This window comes from Brachyspira pulli, from assembly GCF_036997785.1.
Lineage (GTDB): Bacteria > Spirochaetota > Brachyspiria > Brachyspirales > Brachyspiraceae > Brachyspira > Brachyspira pulli.
Genome location: NZ_JAWLQI010000001.1, coordinates 161809 through 185332, shown reverse-complemented (window position 1 = coordinate 185332; position 23524 = coordinate 161809). Strand labels below are relative to the sequence as shown.

The window sequence follows — 23524 nt, the reverse complement described above, 5'->3', positions numbered from 1 at the left end:
ATTTATTTTTTACTTTGTTTGTTTGTATATATTTGTTCAAACACAGGTTTTTTTATATTTGGAAGTTCATTAAGACTTTTTTGAGTATTTTCAGTATTAGTATTTTTATCTAATTCTTCTTTAGCTTTCAAAATATCTTCTAAGCTATTTTTTTTATAATTATTTGGAAGAAAAGTATTTTTACTATCTAACTCTAATTTATCATTATTTTTATTTTGATTAAATGTTTCATCTTCTTTTAACCATTTTCTCAAAACTTTAACAATAGATTCTGACAATTTATCTAATTTCTGTTTAACTCTTACATTTCCGCCAAGATTTGAATCTTCTTTAATTATGAGTCTATACAACTGCATAGCCTTTATTACATTTTTCTTTTCAAAATTATAATAATCAGCTACTTTTTCTATACCGCCAAAATAGGAAGCGGTAAGATAACATCTATAAGCACCTTCTATATCTTTTTGATTAAAAAGTTCATTTCCCTTTCTAACCAAAGCACTTCTTGTAGAATCTTTTATTTCCATGATATATATTATATACCTATAATGGAAAACTGCAAGTATTAATTTTATATATAAGTAGATTATATAAAACTTTATTTCATTTCTAATTTCATTTCTTTTATCATACTATAACCAAGAGGTACAGCTAATATAAATGTTAATAAATCTGCAAAAGGCTGAGCAATTTCTATACCTGTTATTCCTAAAAATTTAGGGAATATATAAATTATAGGCACAAGAAATATACCCTGTTTAGCTATAGCTAAAATAGAAGCTCTTATAGTTTTTCTAGTAGTTTGAAGCATCATACTTGATAAAGTTATAAGCCCCCATAATGGCAAACTTAATGCCTGATATTTTAATGCTCTATTAGCAACATCAAGTAAAGTTATATCTTTATCATTAAATAAATGAACTATCTGTGATGAATAAATATATATTATAATAGCTAATATTAATAAAACAAATGTAGATATTTTTACACAAAAATAAAATGCATCTATAACTCTTGAATACTTTTTAGCTCCATAATTGAATCCGCATACTGGCTGAAAACCTTGTCCGAAACCTATAATAGCTGAATTAGCAAACATAGCAACTCTATTAACGATAGACATAGCAGCTATTGCAGCATCACCGAATGGAGCAGAAGCGGTATTTAAAAATGCTGTAGAAAAACTTGATATACTCTGTCTGCAAAGACTTGGAAGTCCTCCTATAACAATAGCTTTATATTTTTGCAAACTTGGCGAAAAATCTCTTATATTTATTGGCAAAGTTCCCCATACATTAGTGCCTACTAAAAGTATACAAAAACCAACAAATTGACTTATTATAGTTCCTATAGCTGCACCTTTTACTCCCATATCAAAATAAAATATTAATATAGGGTCTAATATAATATTTAGAATTGCTCCTGTTATTAATCCTATCATTGCAAATACAGCATTTCCTTGAAGTCTTAATTGATTATTAAGTACAAGCGAAGCGGTCATATATGGTGCACCTATTAAAATATATTTCATATAGCTAATAGAATAGGGTAATATAGTTTCTGTTGAACCTAGCATATATGCTAAAGGTTTAATAAAAACAATTCCGCAGACAAGAATAATAAAACCAACTATCATTGCTGATAAAAATCCAGTAGCTGCCATTTTTGAAGCTTCTTCTGTTTCTTTAGCTCCAAGTTTTAATGAAATATAATTACCTGAACCATGTCCAAAGAAAAATCCTATAGCCTGTATTATTGCCATCATAGAAAATACTATTCCTACTGCCGCAGTTGATTGAGTATTAATTTTACTTACAAAAAAAGTATCTGCCATATTATAAAACGACGTTGTAAGCATACTAATTATAGTTGGTATTCCCAATTTTATAACTAAAGTTTCCACATTAGATTCTGTTAATTGTTTAAATTTTTTATTCTGCTTTTCTGTTTCCTTAGACTTAACATCACAATCCATAATACCTTCTTTATATAGCAATTTTAAAAAGAGTATATAGCTTTTTATTTATAACCGCAATATGTTTTTTTATTTGACTTTTTTTATTTATTTAGTACTATAGTATGAGTAAACATAATGTTAGGAATATTAATATGAATAATAACGTAGAACAATTTATAAGTACTTTAGAAAATAAAGATGAATATACATTTACATTAGAAATATCACCTCAAGCAAAATATGACTTAGGATATATAGAAGAAAAAATAAATGCTTCAAATATATCAGATTATATAAATGCATTTGTAGTTACTGATTCTCCATTTGCCAATTTAAAAATATCTTCAATACTTGCTGCATTACAGTTACAGCAAAGATTAAATAATAACAAACCTTTCATTGCTACTCAAACTATGAGAGATAAAAACTCAATAGCTTTACAAAATGATTTAATAGGAGCTAATTATTTTGATATAAGAATGGTGCTTGCTGTTACTGGAGATGCCATAGCTAATGGTAATCAAAAACAAGCAAAAGCTGTATTTGAAGGAAATTCAGAATTACTTATAAGTATAATAAAAGATTTAAATAGAGGAAAAAGTTTAGGTGATTTTATTTTCAAAGAACCATTAAAACCTATATACCCATTCTGCGTTATTAATAGTTATGCAAAAAATAACGATACATTAAAAGTAAGACTTGCTAAAAAAGCTAATTCTGGTGTTAAAGCGATATTTACTCAGCCTATATATGAAGCTGAAAGACTAGAATTATTATTAAAGTGGATAGATGAACTTCCTTTAAAAGAAAAACCTGTATTAGTACCAGGATTCTTTCCAATACTAACTTATAAAACAGCTTACTTTATATATTATAAACTTCCTGGTGCTTATATTCCAGAAACTTGGCTAAATAAATTAAAAGAGGCTAGCGATAAATCCCCTGAGGAAGAAAAAAAAGTTGCAGTAGAATTATCAACTAACTTATTTAATGATATGATAAAGATTCATAAGAAAATGCATATCATGAGTATGAACAATTATGATTTTGTTGTTAACTTATTAAAAAATATAAAATAAATTAATTAGCAAAATAATATGAATCTTCACAGAATGAGATTATAGCACATGTACTAAGCTCTGGATCCATCATATAACTTTCTGTAAGTATAACATTGAATTCTTCTGGCTTTAATTTGTCAAAAATAATTCTGTTGCCGTACATATTTGAAAGTGCTTTATATCCGAAAGAATATCTGCAGCCCACATGTTTCCTTTTACCATTATTTTTTAGATGAAGTAAGTTTTCCATATGAGTTTGAAGTATATCAACATAATTTTCTATAATATGCGTTCCTAATGCATTATAGAAATAATATTCTTTATATTCATCATTATCATATAAACCTTTCAAAAATTGATGAAATTTTATTCCAAGACTTACAAGAGTAAAACCTATAGTATCTTCTTCTTTATCAAAAAAATCTACTATTGAATTGTAAGGTTCTTTTTCCATACGCTCCAAAGGAATTTCTATTTTTTCATTCTTTAATTCATTAGTTTCAAAATCTACATTATATATGTATAATTTATCATTTTCTGTAATAGTCTTATAAAAACCATAAATCATTACAGGTTCAATTAAATTATTTTCTATGATATTACTTTTCATTTCTTCGTATTTAGGTTCTACTTTTGTTTTAATCATCTCATTATACTTTTCCATATCTTGATTCTTTGTAGAATATCCGAAACCTGCTCTAAAAAGACGTACTTTGTTAATCATATCAAAAGCTTCTTTTTCTATTTGTTTGTTGAACTCAAAAACTTTTCTTCCATAAAATGGAGGCTTATTTATATAATGTTCATGATTTTTATGATTTATTTCAGGCATTGCTGTTAGTGTCCTTTAATTATTATTTTCTTTATCTCTGTCAGCTATTATCTCTTTTATTGCTAAAATATCATCAAATCCGTCTTTACAGTAAAATATTTTAGCAGTATCTCCATAAACTTTTTTACAATTATTTTCTACAAACTCTTTTGTAAGTGCAGCTCCTCCAAGTATAATAGGTATTTTCAAGCCTTTCTCTCTTATATAGGCAAGATTATCTTTCATCACTTCAGTAGATTTTACTAAAAGACCAGACATTCCTATGCAGTCTGCATTATGTTCATGATATGCCTCTAAAAATTTTTCTATAGGAACTTTAGTACCAATATTAACAGTTTCAAATCCATTATTTTTTATGATGATTTCAACTAAATTTTTACCAACATCATGCACATCTCCTGCCACAGTACCAAGTATTATTTTGGCTGTTTTTTCTTGTTTCTTCTTCTCTAAAAATTCAGATAAGAAGTCAACACTTTTCTTCATTACTTCGGCAGAACCTAAAACAAAAGGAAGTTGTATAGTACCTTCACCAAATTTTACACCAATATCAGCCATAGTTGGAAGAAGTATTTCATTAATTATAGCCTGTGCAAATTTCTTTTCTCCTCCAAACTCTTCGCTATTTTCTTTTACTTCATTAAGTAAGTTTTGCATATCTTTCCATTCACCGTCAAGCATAGCATCTCTTATAGCTTCCCTTATAGGCTTTTTGATATTTTCTTCCTTATTAAGTTCTTTTTTTTCTTTTTTATCAGATAAATGATTTATATAATTTATTAAAGGTTCTTTGGTATTACTTTTATTGTAAATCAATTCTCTTGCTAATTCTATTTCTTTTTCATCTATCTTTGAAAGAGGAAGTATTTGAGCTACATTAACAATTGCAGTAGTAAGGCCATGATTAATAGCTTCATACAAAAATACAGAATTCATTATCTTTCTTGCTTCTTCTTTAAGTCCGAAAGATATATTCGATACTCCTAAACTTATAGAACATTCAGGATATTTTTTTGATAATTCTTTAATAGCATTTAAAGTTTCAACTCCCGCTAAAAAGCTTTTTTCATCACCGCTTGCAAGTGTAAATGTAAGGGGGTCAAATATTATATCATGAGGAAGTATCTTATGAACATTAACAGCACGCTCATACATTCTTTCAGCCATTCTCAATTTATCTTCACAAGTAAATGCCATTGATTTTTCATCTATTGTAAGAAGCATAATAGAAGCTCCATATCTTTTAGCCAATGAACATATAGTATCAAATTTTTCTTCGCCTTGTTCCATATTGGCAGAGTTTATTATTGGCTTTCCGCCATACACTTTTAAAGCAGATTCTATAACATTAGGTTTTATTGCATCAATAACCAAAGGCAGAGAAATTTGTTTAACATAAGCAGAAATAATTTTTGTAATATCTTCTACTTCATCGCGTCCAGCCCAAGCCGCATTAACATCTATCGCATGGCTTCCTGCTTTTACCTGTTTTATACCAACATCAAGCATTCCATCTATATCGCCTGCAATCATAAGCTCTCTAAATATTTTACTTCCTGTAGCATTGCTTCTTTCACCAATCATCAAAGGAGCTGGATTTTGTTTTATACTTACTACATTAAATAAACTTGCTATATAAGGTCTTTGTTTATCTAATATAGGCTTTTTAGGTTTAGTACCTTTTACTTTATCAGCTAATGCTTTTATATGGAGTGGGGTAGTACCGCAGCATCCTCCTATAAATGCAAGTCCGTCTAATTCAAAAAACTTACTATTAATATTTGCAAATTCTTCCGGAGTCATACTATAATATGCTTTTCCGCCTCTATTTTCTGGAAGTCCTGCATTACTATGTATTGATATTGGAAGGCATGATATTTCTGAAAGCCTTTTTATATGACGCATTGCCATATCTGGACCAGTACCGCAATTCATACCAATAGAAAATATATCCAAATTAGAAAGTATAGTATATGCTGTTTCTATATCTGTACCTAAAAGCATAGTACCTTCTTTTTCTATAGTTACAGATACCATTATTGGAATTTCTTTATCTAATTTTTTAGCTGTATCGTTAACTGCTAGTATTGCAGCTTTTAATTGCAAAACATCTTGTGCAGTTTCAAGAAGTATTATATCAACTCCTCCATCTATTAATCCTTTTGCAGCTTCTGTATATCCATTATACATTTCATCAAAACTAATTTGTCCCAAGCTAGGAAGTTTTACACCGGGGCCTAAACTGCCGGCAATAAATATATCTCTATTTAAATCTCCTTTAGAATTAGGATTTTTTAAATATTCTTCTCTTGCTTCATTAGCTATTAATGCGGCACTTTTTGCTAGTTCATAAGCTTTATCTGCAATATCATATTCACTTAAAACCCAAGGTATAGCTCCGAAACTATTAGTCTTCGTTATATTGGCATTGGCATTCAAATAATCTATATGTATTTCTTTCATTATATTTGGAGCAGTTATATTCAGTATTTCATTACAACCTTCTATATTGTTTCCATTTATAATCCATGATTCTTTTTTAATTTCTTTCTTTTGAAGTTCTGTACCTGTTGCACCGTCTATTATTAAATACTGTTCTCTTATAAGTTCTTTTAATTTTTCTTTGATATTATTCATTATTCAAGCTCCAATTATTTTATAAAACTGCATTTTTATTATTCTAATATAAAAATATAAATATAACAAGTTTTTTTACAGCTATTAAATATCAAAAATATTATTAATAATAATAAAAAAAATTTTATTATTATCATTGACAAATAAAGTTATTGTAGTATACTCAAAATATGGGTATTAATACATATTATCATCATTATTCACAGTTATTGTCCTTAGTTTCTTTATTTTTCATTGATAATATAACCACTCAAAGGATTTCTTATGATTAATTTATACAAAAAAAATAAACTTATTTTAAGCTTTATAATACCTTATACAATTTGTATAATGGTTATATTTATAGCAGTTTTGTCTTTATATATACCAAAATATAAAAATGATTTTATTGCTATGTCTAAAGATAATGCAAAATTATTATCCAATACATTAGACAACAATATGTATGCAATAAAGAAACAAATGGAAATATTTTCTTCATATTTGGAAGCAGAATATTATACAAATAATTTCCCTACTATAATGTCAAATATAGTTAGAAGAGATAATGATATAGCAAATATATATTTCGCAACAACTGTTCCATATAAAGATGGAGGAGTAATGTTTAATAGTGCACCTTTGCCATCAGATTATGATCAAACTACAAGAGAATGGTTTATAAAAGCACTAGAAACTACAAATATATTTATATCAAATCCATATATTGATGTTGTTACAGAATCATTAGCCATAGCATTCAGTAAAGCGATTTATAATTCTGATAACACAGTACGAGGAATATTAGGTGTAGATATAATATTTAATGAACTTGCAAATGATACTTTATCCAATGCAATGATATACAATTATAATATAAGTTTAATAAATGGAGAAGGAATTTATTTTTATCATCAAAATAAAAATGCTATTTTAAAAGAAAATATATTTAATAATGAAATCTTTTCAAGCCATAAAAATGATATATTAGGAACTGATTCATTTGCATTCATTAAAGATAAGAAATTATATATGAGTACAAATATAAAAAATACTCCATGGTATTTGATAGTAGAAACTAATATAGATGTTTTAGAATGGAATGTTATTAGACTTATTATCGTTATGATAGTAGGATTTATAATGTTAATATTAATGGAGTCAATACTGGTTACAATAATAGCAAAACCTATATCCAACACTTTAAACAATACAATAAAAATTGTAGAGTCTATGTCTGAAGGAAATTTTAATGCTTCCTTTAATAAAAAAGAATTAGAAAAAAAGAATGAAACTGGAACTCTAGTTAGGGCAATGAAAATGATGCAAAATAAATTAGGCAGTATTATTCATAATTTGAAAAATGAAATTAATGGTATCAATAATTCTATGGAAATAATAAACAATGGAAATAAAAATTTATCACAAAGAGTTTCTGTGCAATCTTCTTCATTAGAAGAATTAACAAACTCAATAGAAATTGTATTTTCATCTATAAAAGATACTGTAGTTAATACAGATAATGCAAAAAAGACAAGCGATAATATGTTGGAATCAACAATAAGAGGTGTAAATGCTATAAGAGATACCGCTAAAAATGTTATAGAAGTATCTGAATATAGTAAAAAAATAGCTAATATTACTTCTATAATAGAATCAATAGCTTTTCAAACAAATATATTGGCTCTTAATGCATCAGTTGAGGCAGCTCGTGCTGGTGATCAAGGTAAAGGATTTGCTGTTGTTGCTTCAGAAGTAAGAAATCTATCTACAAATGTTAGCAGTGCAGCAAAAGATATAAGCAGTATAGTAAGCGAAACTACAAAAAAAATAGAGGTAGGGGAAATTACAGTAAGAGAATCTTCTAAAGCATTGGAAGAAATAGAAAATTTTGCAAATGAAATGTCTGATATATTAGTATCAATATTACAATCTATAAAAGATGAAGAAGAAAGTATGTCTAAAATCAATACTGCTGTTACTGAACTTAATAATATTAATTATACAAATTCAAACATAGCTGAACAAGGGGCAAATGAAAGTAATAACATACTTGAAAAAACAGAAAATATTGTTAATGAAGTATCTTACTTTAAATTTTAATAGTATTGTTTTATTATTTGATAAGAAATATATTTTATAATCACTTTCATATAAAATCGAACTATATATTGTTTTAATTATTAAATTTCAGTATATACCAAAAATTTTTAAGTTTGTCAAAAAATACAATTTTAAATTTAGGTTATTTGTGGGGACTAGCCCCCACACCCCCAGTTCTTTTGTTGGCACAAAGAACCAAAAAGCCCGCATTTTTGACACAAATCTTGGTTTTACTTCGCATTTTAAACAAAACTTAATAATATTTTATACTATTAATAAACAAAAATTACATTTACAAAAAAGTAAAAATTGACAAAATATAGTTGTTTAGGTATATATTAATTCTATATATTTAAAAATTACTTAATAAAATAATACAACCTATGCTATTTCTTTAAATTCATACATAGGTTGTAATTTTTTATATTTTAAATTATTATAAAAGCATATGTAATCTTGGCATATTAATTCATGGTCTGGTCTGGTCTGGTCTGGTCTGGTCTGGTCTGGTCTGGTCTGTATATTCTTCAATATTTCTTTTGGATGTTTCCCATTTTCCTATACCATGCCATTTAGTTATATTACAATATCTACAAAAAGGTATAGGTTTAGATAAAAACTCTAATATTTCTTTATAATTATTTGTTTTATATATATCTATATAGTCGTATTCTGTTATTTCTAAATGTTTATTAAAATATTCATTAAAATGCCATATATTAGAGCTTATTCCACAAGGGAAAATTTTACCATTATTTAAAGCTATACAATTAGTAGCCAAGCCGCAATTTAAAAAATTATCAAAACTATCCATCTTACCATATAAATCAATAACATTTTTTCTGCTTTCTTTTTCTACATTTTCATTATTATAAAATATTAGTGGGATATTATAATGATAGCATAATTGTTTTATTTTCTCCCAATCTATATTAATCGGATATTTAGTTGGATGTATTTCTATATTATTTTTTTGACAAGATAGCCAAAAACTTTCATCCTGTTTTGGCAACAAAATACCGTTAGTTACTAGCCATATTGAACTATTTTTAAAATATTTTCTAACAATATAGAAATAATCTTTACAATTTTTATTTAATAAAGGTTCGCCCCCCATAAGGTGAAATCTATTTATAATACCATTGGTTAATTCGTATAATCTTTCAATATCATTTTTGAATATATCTATATCATAATATTTCTCTTTTGCCAATTGTGAAAAATGACTACAACTATAACAATTAAGGTTGCAATGTTCAGCTAAATGAATTTCTATAAAATCTATATTTGTTTTAGGTGTTGTTTTTTTTATTTTATTATATAAAACTAAATATTTATTATTAATATTGTTTTCCACATTCTCTAATTTAATATTAATATTCTTAATTTCTAATAAATAATTTCGGATAGAATTTCTTAATTTTTTAAATGGAATCCACCAAACTATATTGTCTATATCTTTTTCAATCATATTAATCTCCATCATATACTAATTTTTATTTTTCATATTATCATCTTCAGAATATATTCTATTTTCATCATAATAAAATGGCATTTTATCTACTCTATATAAAAAATCACTAAAACTTAAATCAATATCTAAATTAAATAATTCTTTTTTTGTATTTTTTTCTAATTCTATAATTTTTTTAGCTGTACCATATGCTATTAATATATTTTGATAATTAATACCAGTATAATCTATATCTGAAGTAATCCTAGAATATAGTGAAGTTTTTCTATATTCATATATTTTTTCTGCTCTATAATTTCCATGTGTACCAGTAACTTTATATTCAACATATCTTGAACCATTCAAATTTATATTTTCATCTCCTTGATTATCAAACATACCTATATGGCCATTTTTTAGTAAAAATAGAGCATGCTGATTTTTGGGACCATCTTTTAAAGCATCGCCATTTACTCTATATGGTTCCAATGATTTTAAATCCTTAAAATGCATATCATATGGTATAGTAGTTGAAATAGCATTAATATCTACAGTTGTATTAATACTATCATCAGCCATCCACCATATTAGCTCCCATTTTGAATAATTAATAGCCAATACTCCTCTATGTCTTGAAGACACATAAAGAATATCTGTATTATTATCATAAACTAGAGAATTAGCATGAAACCAATCTACATTTTTATTAACTGAGTTATATTTGTATATATTATTAACTGCTTCTCCAAATACTACTTTTTTATATTTTTCTATTTCATCTTTATCATTTTTTTTATATACTATATTTTCTATTAAATTACCAAAATTCAAATCTTTTATGATATTACCAGATTGATCAATTTCTATTAATCTATCTTCGCTCCCATATTGAGAATCTGATAAATAAATATAATGGTCATTATGTTTAATTATATCATGATGATGTGAAGTTGGAAATTCTAAAATTTTTTTACCTGATAATGAGTAAATACATCCTATATCATTGATTTTAAATGAGAATAACATAATATTTTTTTTATTTATATCTATTTTACTAAAATATGATTTATTATTAAAGTATCGCAAAAAACCATTTTTAGAAATTCCTAAAGTTACATCTGATTTTAATCCTACAAAATATAAATCTGGATTATTTGAATAATTTTCTTTTTCCAAATTATTATATTCTATTTTAAATTTAGAAGGTATTTTAATCCCATTAAAAGTAATAGAATCTACATACTGATTTTTAATTATAATTCTTCCAGCATCATTAACTATAATAGTATTATTACATTCAGGATATAAACCATGTATTTCAAATTCCGTACCATAGCCTGCTTCATAAGTATGTATTAAATCATTTTCACCATGTTGTCCTTTTACTGTTACAGTTATAGGACTAGAATTTATAGATGATATTTTATATATTGCTGACAATGGCGTATAACCATATGGATTTAAAATTATTGAACCAAGTTTATTAATGCTTGTAGTAGTTTTTGTATGATTACAAGACAATAATTGAATGATAAATATTACTAATAAAATATATTTGTTCATTTTTACCTCTTAATACAATTAAATTATTAGAATATAATATTTATTAATCTTTATATTACTCATTATTAATTAGTATAAAAATTAAGAATTATATAAATTTATTAAAAACCACAAATTACGTTTATTACATATATCTAACAAAATTTTTTCGGTTATATATCCATCTCTTATATTATCTACAATTAATTGCTTTACTAATTTAACTTGTATATCATATTGTTCATAATTTTTAGTTTCACCTAATTTTACATTAATAAAATAACAACACACGCAATAAAAAGTTACAAAAAAATTATACATATCTTCAGTCAGAGAAATTAAATTGTTGTTTTTTACAAACTTATATATATTTTCAATTGCTATATGTTTATCTATTATGACTTTATCATCAAATTTTCCTGTAACAGAATCATCTCTTTTCCTATAATAATATAATTGCTTATTTATATATTCTAAAGAGTTAGATATTGAAAAAATTTTAAAATTTGCTACCATATCTTGGCTTGATATTTTTTCTGGCATAAAATCATATCCTAACTTATCAAGTAATTCTCTTTTATAAATCTTATCTAAAACACAAGCATGCATTTTTTCTATAGACAATAAATGTATTATATCTTTTCCATATACAAACTGAGGAATATTAATGTCCACATCAAACATATTATAATTATTATCTATTCTAAACCAATTAAAACAAACAATATCTACATTATTTAAAACCATTCTTGAAACTGTTATTTCATAAGCATTTAAAGCAACAATATCATCTGGATCAACAAAGCCAATAGCATATCCGGTAGCTTCCTTTAAACCTGTCATTCTAGCACCACCAGAACCTTTATTTTCTTTGTGTTTTATATATTTTATTCTTTTATCTTTTGAAGCATACTCTTTGCATATTATATCATCTTCTTCATTTGGTGAACAATCATTAACTAATATTATCTCTATTTCTTTCAAAGTCTGATTAATCAAACTATTTAAACAATCTATCAAATATTCTTTTCCAATATTATATATTGGCACTATTATAGAAATATATGGTGGATTAATTTTATTAAATATACTTTTGTCATAATTATAGTCTTCTAATGTAATATGATTTAATTTTGATTTTATATCTTTAAAAAAATTAGGTATATTATTAATTTGGTTCTCTATATTAATAGTTCGTGCTTCCAAACATTCAATTTTATTTCTAATATTTAGTATTTTTTTATCTATAACACTTATTTGCAACAAATAATTTCTTAAAGAATTTCTTAATTTTTTAAAAGGAATCCACCAAACTATATTGTTAATATCTTTCTTTATATTATCATCCATTTTTATTCCTTATAGTAATTTTTTAAAATAAAAAACCTATGCTGCAATTTTATCTTGCAGCATAGGTTGTATTTTTTTATATTTTGAATTATTATAAAAGTATATGTAATCTTGGCATATTAATTCATGGTCTGGTCTGGTCTGGTCTGGTCTGGTCTGGTCTGGTCTGTATTCATCATTTTATTTCTAAAATTATCACTCCATTTCCTTATAGGTAGCCAACAAGTCAATTTATTAATATTATTTTTTATTGCTTTAATTTCTGATATATATTTGTTATTTAAGGATTCAATTGCTAATCTATCTTGGTTGTTTAAAGGCTCAATTTCTAATGTATATCTATTATTTATGCTTTCTATTTCTGATTTTAAATTTGATATATTCTGTCTATAATCTGTTATATTTTTTAATTGATTTTCTCTAGTAGAAGTAATACTAGTTCCTAAAAAATTAATCAGTTTTAATTCTGTTTTTGAATATTTACAAATAACAAAATCAAATTCATTATAAAACTCCTCACATGAAGCAAATATAAAAAAAGAATTATTAAAAAAATCATATTGTTTATTTTTCACAATACCATCAATATCCAATTTTTCATTAAAAAAACTTAATTTATCATAATCATAATTAGGTCTATTATAATCCAATATATCATCAACTAATGGAGGTCTAGAATATAAAAATATAACTCTTGGATTTTTGTAATCATGATATTGATAATAAAATGATGTATAATTGAATTCCGAATCTTTTCCATTATAATATTTCAAATTTATATTTTCAAACATTTTAATTCCATAATTTTACAAACTTATTTTTTATCTTTATGTTTATTTTTAGAATTTAATTTAGTTATAGCTTCCCCTTTCTTTATATCTGCAGTAGCAATAAATTCTAAAATATTGTCATAAATATCTATTTGATCATCACTTACTTTATCAAGAACATAATATGCATATAAATCATCACCTTGTTTTATATCACAACTTGCATATGCATATAATTTTGGGATATCAAAGAAAATCTTATTTCCTAATTCTAATTTGATAGTTAATTTTATATTAAAAAAAATAATTATTAAATAATAATAATTAAGAATTACTCTAAATAAATTAAAACTATAATTTTTAAGATTAAAATGTAATAACGAGAAATCAAAATTTTCAAATTTATTAAAAAATACCTTATTTAAAAAATCATATATTATTTTATTATTTTTTAATTTTGATGTTTTTAGAAATTTTTTTAATTTTTTCTTTTTAGCTTTATCTATATCATAAAGGTGAAATGTTTTAAATATTCTATCCCTTATAAAAGCATCAGCAATCTTTAACGGTATAAATCTTTTAAAAAAATTACTATACTGTGGATATAATTTTGAATATAAATCAACTAAACCATCAATTAATTCCAAAGCACTATCACAATCACTATTTAGAGTTTCTACATTTGAAGACTCTCTTATATTATTATGTAAAACATAACAACCTACATATTCATTTAGAAAATAAACATCACCTAAAGTTGGGAAAAAAAATCTTGTGGCAACATCTCCACTTTCTTTAAATGATTTATAAAATGGATTTTTATCTAATACCTCTCTTCGTAGTATATAAAATTGAGAAATTATTTCAGGATAATAACTTTGAAAAATTACAGTAGATTGTCTCATAAAATAATCCATACCTGTAACTAATTGTTCTTTATGATATGGAATGGATACATACTTTTTCCATTCTTCAAAATACATTTGAACATGTCCTGTAACTAATACAACGTTTGGATATTTCTCCATAATAGCTACAGAATTTTTTATAAATGTATCACTCATCATATAATCATCATCACATAGAAAAAATATATATTTACCTTTAGATACTTCTGAATAAGCTTTATATCCATTATAATATGGACCAATATTTGTTTCTCTTTTTATATAAATAATATTTCTATATTCATTTAAATAAGATTGCATAAAAATATCTGTACCATCACTGGAAGCATTATCTGTAACTATAATTTCAGTATTTTCATAATCTTGTTTTAAAGCACTTTCTAAAGCTCTTTTTAATAAATCTTTTCTATTATAAGTAGCTATTATAATTGATACTAATGGTTTCATACTCTTACCTTTTAATCGTTATTTTTATCCCTAAAAAAAATATATTAATATTTTTTTCATATATTTCTATACCTAATAAAACCAACTTAAATGGAATTGTAAAACTTAATGAACCAAATATTTTAGATTTTATTCGGGGATATTTCTTAATTATATCTTTTTTCTTCATAATTGAAAAAGCTTTTTTCTTACCGATTACTTTACAAAGCTGTGCTGTATGCCAAATAAGTATATTAGAAAATATTTTTTCAATTTTAATGTCTATTTCATCTATATAATTAGGATATAATTTTTTAGCTTTATTTTTTAAATCTAATATTAATTTATACATATAATCTACATTTGATATAATATCTGTATTGTATTTATCCTGACCTAAATCATGTTCAACATAACACCCTATAATCTCATCAGATAAAAAATACACATCTCCATATAGAAACAAATACAACCACAACCAAGTATCTGTTGAAGGTAAAAATTTTTTAAATATTTCTGTTTCATCAGCAGTAGATTTTCTAAACATAGCAAAAAATGATGTTATATTATCATAGCCTTCATGATTTGCATAATTTAATAAATAATCTATACCTTTTATATATTCTGTAGAATTATATACATCTATAAAAATATTATTACTATTTTCATTAAAACATTTTACAATTCCTCTAACAATAACAACATTTTCATTTTCTTCCATTACTTTTACTGCATTTTCAAAGAATGTATTACTTAAAAAATAATCATCATCACACAAGATAACCACATATTTTCCTTTTAAATGATTATATGCCTCAGAACCATTATATAAAGATCCCATATTTTTATCTCTTCTACTATAAATAATTCTTTTATCATTTTCTAAGTATTCTTTTATGAATTCTGAAGTACCATCTGTTGATGCATTATCACTAATATATATTTCTATATTTTTATATGTTTGTTTTAAAACACTATCTAAAGCCCTTTTTAATAATTGTTTTCTATTATAGGTAGGTATTAATACGGAAACTAATGGAGATGTATTCATTTTGTTGCTCCAATAGTTAAATTCCATTCTATAGTTCTCTTTATTGATTCATCTAAAGTATAATTTTCTTTTACTTTTAGTTCTTCGATAATTTTAGAATTATCTGGTATATATTTAGGAGTAGGGTAGTTATAATTAGGTTTTGTAAATATTTCAATATTACCTGTATAATTAATAGCTAAATTAGAAACCTTTTTTGCTAAATCATATATAGATATTTCATAAGAAGAACCAACATTATATATACTTTTATTTTCTGAATTTAATAAAATTGTAAAAAGCCATATTACTAAATCTGCAGTATATAAATAACTTCTTAAAGGTCTACCATCGCCTTTTATTATTATATTTTTATTTTGAATAATATCTCTAATAAAATTACCAATAGCAAAATGTATATTTAAATTCAAATATGGACCAACAAATGCAAAGCATCTAGCCACACTTACATTTATATTTGAAGTCAAAAACAATTCTTCCGATATTTTTTTGGCTTTTCCATAATATGTAATAGGATTTCCATAATAACTTTCTTTGAATGACTTTATTGATTCATACTGTTCACCATAAACAGCCCCAGAACTGGTAAACAATAATTTTTTAACATTCATTTGGCTAGCAATATTAATGATATTTTTAGTACCATCTAAAATTACAGAATGCATTTCTAATGGATTTTCTCTTTCTAACTTTTCTGAAGCAGGAGTTGCAGCATGTATTATATAATCATATTCTTTATTACAATAAAAACTTCTAATATCTCCATTTATAAAGTGAATAAAACCTATATTATACTGAGGATTATCAAATAAAAATCTATATCTATCTCTAGTTAATATTGTAATATCAAAAGTATAGTATTGTCTTATATATATTAAGAAATTTAAAATGGACTTACCAAATAAACCTGTTCCACCTGTAATTAAGATATTAGAATTATCTAACTTACTTAAATCAACTAAAATTTTTAATTGATTAAAAACAAATTGTACATCTTCTAATATTATATTATTAAACATCATTATCCTTTTATTTTTTACATACAAGTTGACGATAATTAAAACAATTCTATGCTGCTTCTTTACAGTAATGATCAAATATTATGCTCTGCTCTGCTCTGCTCTGCTCTGCTCTGCTCTGCTCTGCTCTGCTCTGCTCTGCTGATATGGCATATAAAACTGTTTCAAAACAGTGACTGAAATGAACGCGTAAATAAAGAGAATAATTTTCAAAATTTTCATTAAACCATATAGGTATATCATATATATCATTTGGAAGATGGTATAAACAAACTGCTATATTAGGTCTAAATTTAGATATAGTATTTTTTAAACCTTTTAAGGCATTAAGTTCAAACCCTTCTATATCTATTTTTATATAATCTGGATTAAAACCAAAAATACAATCATCTATAGATATAACAGGCACAGAACTATTACCATTTTCAATAAAAGATGAATTGGAAGATTCAGCAGAATCAAAAAACATTACATTATTTATATCAGCTACTCCTGTTGGAAACAAAAAAAATTCAGAAATTTCATTTTTTATTTTATTAATATTCTCTGATAATTTTAGAAAATTACCAATATCTGGTTCAAAAGCAAGAATTTTATTAAAAGTTACACCATTTTCTAATAATGTAAGTATTGTATCACCTGTATAAGCTCCTAAATCAATAAAGTTAATATTATTTCTATTAATTGGCACATCATCACTCAAATATTGTATACTATCAAATTCAGGTTTAGGTAAGATCTTATAACTTTCTCCTAATCTATGCCTTATTTGGGCATCATAAAGTTCTCTACTTTTTTCATCAATAAATAAATATTTTACTTTATTGATTTTTTCAATATCTTTTTTAAAATATTCTGTAGAAGTTAACCAATAATAATTAGACTTATTAAAAAAAGTATAAAAGCTTTGAAAAAATTCTTCAAATGTTATAATTTTTTTTAAATTATATTTTACTAAGTTATTTATAATATAATTTGTTTCGCATTGTTCTGGAGAAGAAAATATACCTATAATTACTATGTCTATCTCATAACTCTTAATTTCTTCTAAAGATATTATTTTTATATTATCAATTTTATTTCCACTTTTATTTTGATCTATAAAACAAACTACTTTCTTTTGCATTTTTTGTAATGATAACAACACATCTTTACCAATATTTCCAGCTCCATATATTGCTAAATTTCCTTTTAATTCCATTTTTTATCCCTTTTAAATTTATTTTTTAATAAAATATAACGATAATAAATCTATGCTATACTCTTATAATAGTAATAATATCTAAATATTAGTGCTCTGCTCTGCTCTGCTCTGCTCTGCTCTGCTCTGCTCTGCTCTGCAATTCATATATTTTTCCATTAAAATTTAGATCACTTAATAAATCTTGTTTAATAATTCTAGAATATAACACAGAAGTTATTATAACATTATCACTATTTTTAAGTATATTAGGGGTGAATAGTTCTATTTTATTACCTTTATAATTAATAATTTCCTTTCCAGCAAATGATTCATTCTTATCTATTATTCCATTAATATTACAATTAGAAAAATATTTTTTATCTAATAATATCCTTCTTAAAAATGCTCCAAATCCCCAACAATAAGTTGATTTTGTATTATCTATATTATCTATATTATATTTATCTATTTCATAACTATAATTTATATATTCTTTCATTTTATTTATGGCTTCATAATCTTTTGTTTTATTTATAACTGATTTAGTTCCTTTTTTAAAAATACCATATATTATATATGATTTTATACTTGAAACATTATTAAAACAAAATGAATTTTTTTCTACTAATTTCAAATTATCAAATAGATATTCTAATGTAATCAATGAAAAATGGTTTATATGTTCTAAATCAAAATAATAATATGCTGCTAACTTATTTTTTATATATGATGTACCATCAGGAATATCAATATATAATATACCATTATCATTTAATACATTTTCTAATATATATTTTACTTTTTTTAAATCATATATATGTTCCAAAACCTGGCTTAATATAACAACATCAAATTTTTTGTTAATATTTGTTAGATCAAAAATACTAGAATCTTTACCATCTATATTATATTGCCTTAAATTTTCTATAGCGTTATGCGAAGCTTCTATTCCATATAGATTAGTGTATCCTCTATCCTGAAAAGTTCTTAATAGACCACCCTTAGCACAACCGATATCAACTATACTAGTATCTTTATTAATAAATTTTTCTATTCTATCTATTATATCATTATATCTTATCTTATCTAAATCTGACAATCCGCCAGCACCTGAAGTAAAACTAGATGAATATTTTGTAGTATCTGAATAGTATTTATCATAATCTTTTTGAACCCAAGTTGTATTATTAAAAATAAACCCACAATTATCGCAAGCCACTATATCATAATGTTCTGGTATAAATTCTTCTTTATCTTTAGCGAAATTTATTTCATATAATCTTTCAGCTTCTTTACATCCACATATTGGACATATTCTTTGTAATACCATAAATTATCCTTTGTAAATATTTTCCTCTAATTCTTCTTTAGAAAGTAGGGGAGTCATATCTTCCAATGAGCGACTTACCATTTTACCATTAGAAAGTTTTTCAGATGAAATTTTTGGTAAAAATAAATAATCTTTTTCTAAAATTACATTACAAAATACAGGACCATTAATATTTAAAATTTCATCTAGTACATTATTAATATTTTCTTTTTTATCTATGCAATAATATTTTAAATTAAATGCTTTAGCAATAAACTCCCAATTAGGAAAAGTTACACCGGAATTAAAATCACAACCTGTTCTTCTTTTAAAGAAATTATCCTGTGTTTGTCTAATAGAAGCATATTCATTATTATTAAATAGAAATAATTTAATATTTAAATTATAATGTGCAATAGTCTGAAGCTCCTGAATATTCATCATTAAACTTCCATCACCTTCTAAACAAATAACTTCTTTATCTTTAGAGGCAACTGCTGCCCCAATAGAAGCAGGTAAACCAAATCCCATAGCAGCACATCCTGAATTACAAAACATTCTATTATTTGTTTTTACAGAACCAACTTGAAATAGTGCTAGGCTAGGGGTAGCATTTGTACAAGTTACTATAGCATCATTGGATAATTTATTTGTTAATTCATAAGTGAAATAATATGGATTTACATCATTAGAAGTAGTGTATTCATTTAAAAGTTTTGAGTATTTATTTTTTATATTTAATGCCCATTCTCTCCATTTTGTATGCTGATTTATATCAATATTTTCTAATGAATCATTTAAAGTCCTAATAAATAAATTAACATCATTATTAATTTTTAATGTATAATTTATAGTTGGTTTATTAAGTTCAGCATTATCTATATCTACACCTATAATATGTTTAGCATTTTTAGCAAAATTTTCATAATTATAGCTAATTTGTCTTATATTATTTCTTGAAGCTAAAGATAATACAACATCAGCATTTTGTAAAATTATATTTCCATATCTATTACCTATAGTACCTATACGACCAACATAATTTTTATTATCTGTAGAAATTATATCAAAACCATTAAAAGTAGATAGCACTGGAATATCTAATTTATCTATTAATTTATAAAAATTATCTATAGAATTAGAAAGTCTTATTCCATGCCCAGCTATAATAACAGGAGATTTTGCATTTTTTAATATATCTATAACTTCTTCAATTTGTTCTTTTATAATAGGTTTATTTCTAATTTCTATACTATATTCTTCTAAATTGTTTTCATCAATCTCTGAAGCTTGAACATCCAAAGGTATATCCAACCAAACTGGACCTTTTCTTCCAGATTTTGCTATATGTATAGCCTTCTGTATTTCATACTTAATTTTTAATGGATCTTTAACCATTACTGCATATTTAGTAACAGGACTTACTATATCTACAATATTTATTTCTTGATCTCCAAGCTGTCTCAAATTAAGTTCTTTACAAGATTCTATTGTAGTTTCAAATTTGACCTGTCCTGAAATATATAGTACAGGAACAGAATCTAAATATTCACCTATAACACCTGTTAATGTATTTGTTCCTCCAGGTCCAGTAGTAACATTAACAACTGCTAAATTTCCATTAATTCTGCTATATCCATCAGCAGCTATAGCACAAGCTTGTTCATGATGACAACATATAACATTAATATTTTTATTATTTCCTATAGAATCATTTAGATGCATAGCTCCACCACCGGAAACCATGAATACATCTTTTACATTATATTCTTCATTAAGAAATTTAAATATAAAATCAGAAAGCTTCATAAAAAATCCTATAAAACAGCTGCTGTACTTTTATTATATTTAATCAAATTTTGTATAAGCATAGTTTTTAATCTAGTCTGTTCATAACCTGGATTATAATTATATTTTCTTAAAAAATGCTCAGTAGATAAATTTCCATCATGCCATTTTCCACCAAGTCCCATCATTGTAATATCTGTATATTTACAGCCATAATGTAAAGCTATTTCCAAAAGCATTTCAGCAGTACCATTTTTATCATGCAAATGCATACCTGCTTCAACTCCTTCTTCTCTACATACTTCTAAAGTATTTCTAACATATTCTGGAGTAAAAATACTTTCTGTATCAGCAAAATAAATTACAGGTATTTCATGCTGTTTAGCAAATTTAGCAAATTCTCTATTTTTATCTATAGTATTATGACCAGAACTTGTAAAATTAATAAATACCTCATATCCTAAATCTTTAATTTCTTTTATATGTTTTTCAAGAATTGAAAAATCTGTTTCACTAGATCTTGTAAGGATTCGAACAGTATCTATAACTGTTTCTTTTTTTGGAAGTAAATCACTTAAAGGTCTTTGTATATCACGCATAGCTGAAAGTTTTACAGTATTTTTAGTAACAGAAAAAATATCTTTAATTTCTTCATTATCTAAACTACAATAACGAAAATATCCTCTATTAGGGTCCGCTTCTTTATTATGGAAAAATCCTAATTCTAAATAATCAATTCCAGCAGATTGTGCAAACTTATAATAATCTCTACAAAAATCTTTATCAAAGAACCAACCAGTTTGATAACCAGCTTCTCTAAATGTACAATCAAATATAGTTATATTACCAATCATCGTTCACCTCTAAAAATAAATTTTTCAAAAGTTTCATCTACATAATCTATCATCAAATCATTAATTCCTGGATAAACCCCAATCCAAAAAGTATTGTTCATAATAAAATCAGAATTAAACAAATCTCCAACTATTCTATAATTTCTTTCCAGCATATAAGGCTGTTTAACAATATTACCAGCAAATAATAATCTAGTTCCTATTTTCTTATCATTAAGAAATTTTACTAAATCATTTCTATTAAATGGTGCATTATCTTTTACACTTATAAGAAAACCAAACCAAGAAGGATCACTATTTTCTTGTGCTTTTGGTAAAATTAAATATTCATTAAATTTTTCTAATTTATTTCTTATCTTTCTAAAATTATCTTTTCTTTTTTCTATAAAGCTATTTAACTTTCTAATTTGAGCAACACCACATGCAGCCTGCATATCTGTAATTTTTAAGTTGTAACCTAAATGTGAATATGTATATTTATGGTCATAACCTTCAGGTAATTCACCCAATTTTTGTGAAAATCTTTGCTTACAAGTATCATCACATCCAGGAGCACACCAACAATCACGTCCCCAATCTCTAATACTTTCCATAGCTTTTTTTAATATAGGATTATTTGTAAGCACTGCTCCGCCTTCTCCCATAGTTATATGATGAGCAGGATAAAAACTTAATGTAGCAATATCACCAAATGTTCCTACTTTTTGATTATCATAAGTAGTACCTAAAGCATCGCAACAATCTTCTATAAACCATAAATTATACTTTTCACAAAATTCTTTTACTTTTTTTATATTAAAAGGATTACCTAAAGTATGTGCTAGAATAACAGCTTTAGTTTTTTCACTTCTTGCTTTTTCTAATTCTTCTACATTTACATTATATGTTTCTAATTCAACATCAACAAATACAGGAACTAAATTATTCTGCAATATTGGATTAACAGTAGTTGGAAAACCAGCAGCTACTGTTATAACTTCATCACCAGATTTCAATGCTCTTTCTTTAAGCAAATGGCTAGTCAAACTACTAACCGCTATCAAATTAGCAGAAGAACCGGAGTTACAAGTTAAACAATATTTTAATCCAAAAAATTGTTTTAATTCTTTTTCAAATTCATCATTATATCTATAAGTTGTAAGATGAAAATCTAAAGCACTATCAATCAATGTAGCAACATCATCTTCATCAAAAACTCTACCAGAAACGGGTACTGGACTTACTCCTTTTACAAATTCTTTCTGAGCATATTCATTTCTAGCATACTCTTTAACTAATTCTAATATTTTATCTCTATACATT

Annotated in this window: 18 protein-coding genes; 2 read left to right on the top strand and 16 right to left on the bottom strand. The window is 25.0% G+C overall.

Annotated elements, in window-relative coordinates; genetic code table 11:
* Positions 1 to 2: 2 nt before the first annotated feature.
* Together R4K56_RS00590 and R4K56_RS00585 are read right to left on the bottom strand one after the other, a co-directional pair.
* The gene (locus R4K56_RS00590) at positions 3 to 527 is read right to left on the bottom strand and encodes a hypothetical protein (protein ID WP_335772537.1); all 525 of its coding nucleotides are present in this window, start codon (positions 525 to 527) and stop codon (positions 3 to 5) included.
* Between the two features lie 71 nt (positions 528 to 598).
* Complete coding sequence (locus R4K56_RS00585) at positions 599 to 1975, bottom strand: MATE family efflux transporter (protein WP_335772538.1); 1377 nt, start codon at positions 1973 to 1975, stop codon at positions 599 to 601.
* A 134-nt stretch (positions 1976 to 2109) separates the two neighbouring features.
* Between R4K56_RS00585 and R4K56_RS00580 the strand changes: the two genes are divergently transcribed.
* A complete protein-coding gene (locus R4K56_RS00580) occupies positions 2110 to 3036 on the top strand; it encodes a methylenetetrahydrofolate reductase (protein WP_335772539.1) in 927 nt (308 codons plus the stop codon).
* A 1-nt stretch (position 3037) separates the two neighbouring features.
* Here the strand turns inward: R4K56_RS00580 and R4K56_RS00575 are convergent, their stop codons facing one another.
* Both R4K56_RS00575 and R4K56_RS00570 read right to left on the bottom strand, forming a co-directional pair.
* Positions 3038 to 3850 (bottom strand): vitamin B12 dependent-methionine synthase activation domain-containing protein, encoded by an 813-nt coding sequence (locus tag R4K56_RS00575; protein ID WP_335770073.1) that lies wholly within the window; start codon positions 3848 to 3850, stop codon positions 3038 to 3040.
* Between the two features lie 15 nt (positions 3851 to 3865).
* Positions 3866 to 6487 carry a homocysteine S-methyltransferase family protein gene (locus R4K56_RS00570; protein WP_335772540.1) on the bottom strand — a complete coding sequence of 874 codons (2622 nt, stop codon included), beginning with the start codon at positions 6485 to 6487 and terminating at the stop codon, positions 3866 to 3868.
* A 264-nt stretch (positions 6488 to 6751) separates the two neighbouring features.
* On the opposite strand from R4K56_RS00570, the gene R4K56_RS00565 reads away from it, so the two are divergent.
* Positions 6752 to 8569, top strand: coding sequence for a methyl-accepting chemotaxis protein (locus tag R4K56_RS00565; RefSeq protein WP_335772541.1), 1818 nt, complete (start codon positions 6752 to 6754; stop codon positions 8567 to 8569).
* A 469-nt stretch (positions 8570 to 9038) separates the two neighbouring features.
* On the opposite strand, the gene R4K56_RS00560 is transcribed toward R4K56_RS00565, so the two are convergent.
* The 12 genes from R4K56_RS00560 to rfbH all read right to left on the bottom strand — a co-directional run bounded on the left by R4K56_RS00560 (position 9039) and on the right by rfbH (position 23523).
* Complete coding sequence (locus tag R4K56_RS00560) at positions 9039 to 10040, bottom strand: radical SAM protein (RefSeq protein WP_335775104.1); 1002 nt, start codon at positions 10038 to 10040, stop codon at positions 9039 to 9041.
* 18 nt (positions 10041 to 10058) lie between these two features.
* The gene (locus R4K56_RS00555; RefSeq protein WP_335772543.1) at positions 10059 to 11585 is read right to left on the bottom strand and encodes an aryl-sulfate sulfotransferase; all 1527 of its coding nucleotides are present in this window, start codon (positions 11583 to 11585) and stop codon (positions 10059 to 10061) included.
* Between the two features lie 81 nt (positions 11586 to 11666).
* Positions 11667 to 12914, bottom strand: a complete 1248-nt coding sequence (locus R4K56_RS00550; protein ID WP_335772544.1) for a glycosyltransferase family 2 protein — start codon at positions 12912 to 12914, stop codon at positions 11667 to 11669.
* A gap of 119 nt (positions 12915 to 13033) precedes the next feature.
* On the bottom strand, positions 13034 to 13705 hold the full coding sequence (locus R4K56_RS00545; RefSeq protein ID WP_335772545.1) for a hypothetical protein: 672 nt from the start codon (positions 13703 to 13705) through the stop codon (positions 13034 to 13036).
* Positions 13706 to 13728: 23 nt separating this feature from the next.
* Positions 13729 to 15039, bottom strand: coding sequence for a glycosyltransferase family 2 protein (locus R4K56_RS00540; RefSeq protein WP_335772546.1), 1311 nt, complete (start codon positions 15037 to 15039; stop codon positions 13729 to 13731).
* A 4-nt stretch (positions 15040 to 15043) separates the two neighbouring features.
* Positions 15044 to 16069 carry a glycosyltransferase family 2 protein gene (locus R4K56_RS00535; RefSeq protein WP_335772547.1) on the bottom strand — a complete coding sequence of 342 codons (1026 nt, stop codon included), beginning with the start codon at positions 16067 to 16069 and terminating at the stop codon, positions 15044 to 15046.
* Positions 16066 to 17088 (bottom strand): NAD-dependent epimerase/dehydratase family protein, encoded by a 1023-nt coding sequence (locus tag R4K56_RS00530; protein ID WP_335772548.1) that lies wholly within the window; start codon positions 17086 to 17088, stop codon positions 16066 to 16068. Before R4K56_RS00530 ends, R4K56_RS00535 begins: the two co-directional genes overlap by 4 nt.
* A gap of 49 nt (positions 17089 to 17137) precedes the next feature.
* Positions 17138 to 18289: an FkbM family methyltransferase gene (locus R4K56_RS00525; protein WP_335786876.1), complete on the bottom strand. Its 1152-nt coding sequence runs from the start codon at positions 18287 to 18289 to the stop codon at positions 17138 to 17140.
* 88 nt (positions 18290 to 18377) lie between these two features.
* Complete coding sequence (locus R4K56_RS00520; protein WP_335771778.1) at positions 18378 to 19601, bottom strand: class I SAM-dependent methyltransferase; 1224 nt, start codon at positions 19599 to 19601, stop codon at positions 18378 to 18380.
* A 3-nt stretch (positions 19602 to 19604) separates the two neighbouring features.
* Positions 19605 to 21389, bottom strand: a complete 1785-nt coding sequence (locus R4K56_RS00515) for a thiamine pyrophosphate-binding protein (RefSeq protein WP_335771779.1) — start codon at positions 21387 to 21389, stop codon at positions 19605 to 19607.
* Positions 21390 to 21397: 8 nt separating this feature from the next.
* Complete coding sequence (locus R4K56_RS00510) at positions 21398 to 22222, bottom strand: beta/alpha barrel domain-containing protein (RefSeq protein WP_335758085.1); 825 nt, start codon at positions 22220 to 22222, stop codon at positions 21398 to 21400.
* Positions 22219 to 23523, bottom strand: coding sequence for a lipopolysaccharide biosynthesis protein RfbH (gene rfbH, locus R4K56_RS00505; RefSeq protein WP_335771780.1), 1305 nt, complete (start codon positions 23521 to 23523; stop codon positions 22219 to 22221). Before rfbH ends, R4K56_RS00510 begins: the two co-directional genes overlap by 4 nt.
* Between the last annotated feature and the right edge of the window lies 1 nt (position 23524).

Coding starts and splice junctions, on each gene's coding strand:
- R4K56_RS00590 (WP_335772537.1), bottom strand. CDS start 527: ATGGAAATAAAAGATTCTACAAGAAGTGCTTTGGTTAGAAAGGGAAAT.
- R4K56_RS00585 (WP_335772538.1), bottom strand. CDS start 1,975: ATGGATTGTGATGTTAAGTCTAAGGAAACAGAAAAGCAGAATAAAAAA.
- R4K56_RS00580 (WP_335772539.1), top strand. CDS start 2,110: ATGAATAATAACGTAGAACAATTTATAAGTACTTTAGAAAATAAAGAT.
- R4K56_RS00575 (WP_335770073.1), bottom strand. CDS start 3,850: ATGCCTGAAATAAATCATAAAAATCATGAACATTATATAAATAAGCCT.
- R4K56_RS00570 (WP_335772540.1), bottom strand. CDS start 6,487: ATGAATAATATCAAAGAAAAATTAAAAGAACTTATAAGAGAACAGTAT.
- R4K56_RS00565 (WP_335772541.1), top strand. CDS start 6,752: ATGATTAATTTATACAAAAAAAATAAACTTATTTTAAGCTTTATAATA.
- R4K56_RS00560 (WP_335775104.1), bottom strand. CDS start 10,040: ATGATTGAAAAAGATATAGACAATATAGTTTGGTGGATTCCATTTAAA.
- R4K56_RS00555 (WP_335772543.1), bottom strand. CDS start 11,585: ATGAACAAATATATTTTATTAGTAATATTTATCATTCAATTATTGTCT.
- R4K56_RS00550 (WP_335772544.1), bottom strand. CDS start 12,914: ATGGATGATAATATAAAGAAAGATATTAACAATATAGTTTGGTGGATT.
- R4K56_RS00545 (WP_335772545.1), bottom strand. CDS start 13,705: ATGTTTGAAAATATAAATTTGAAATATTATAATGGAAAAGATTCGGAA.
- R4K56_RS00540 (WP_335772546.1), bottom strand. CDS start 15,039: ATGAAACCATTAGTATCAATTATAATAGCTACTTATAATAGAAAAGAT.
- R4K56_RS00535 (WP_335772547.1), bottom strand. CDS start 16,069: ATGAATACATCTCCATTAGTTTCCGTATTAATACCTACCTATAATAGA.
- R4K56_RS00530 (WP_335772548.1), bottom strand. CDS start 17,088: ATGTTTAATAATATAATATTAGAAGATGTACAATTTGTTTTTAATCAA.
- R4K56_RS00525 (WP_335786876.1), bottom strand. CDS start 18,289: ATGGAATTAAAAGGAAATTTAGCAATATATGGAGCTGGAAATATTGGT.
- R4K56_RS00520 (WP_335771778.1), bottom strand. CDS start 19,601: ATGGTATTACAAAGAATATGTCCAATATGTGGATGTAAAGAAGCTGAA.
- R4K56_RS00515 (WP_335771779.1), bottom strand. CDS start 21,389: ATGAAGCTTTCTGATTTTATATTTAAATTTCTTAATGAAGAATATAAT.
- R4K56_RS00510 (WP_335758085.1), bottom strand. CDS start 22,222: ATGATTGGTAATATAACTATATTTGATTGTACATTTAGAGAAGCTGGT.
- rfbH (WP_335771780.1), bottom strand. CDS start 23,523: ATGTATAGAGATAAAATATTAGAATTAGTTAAAGAGTATGCTAGAAAT.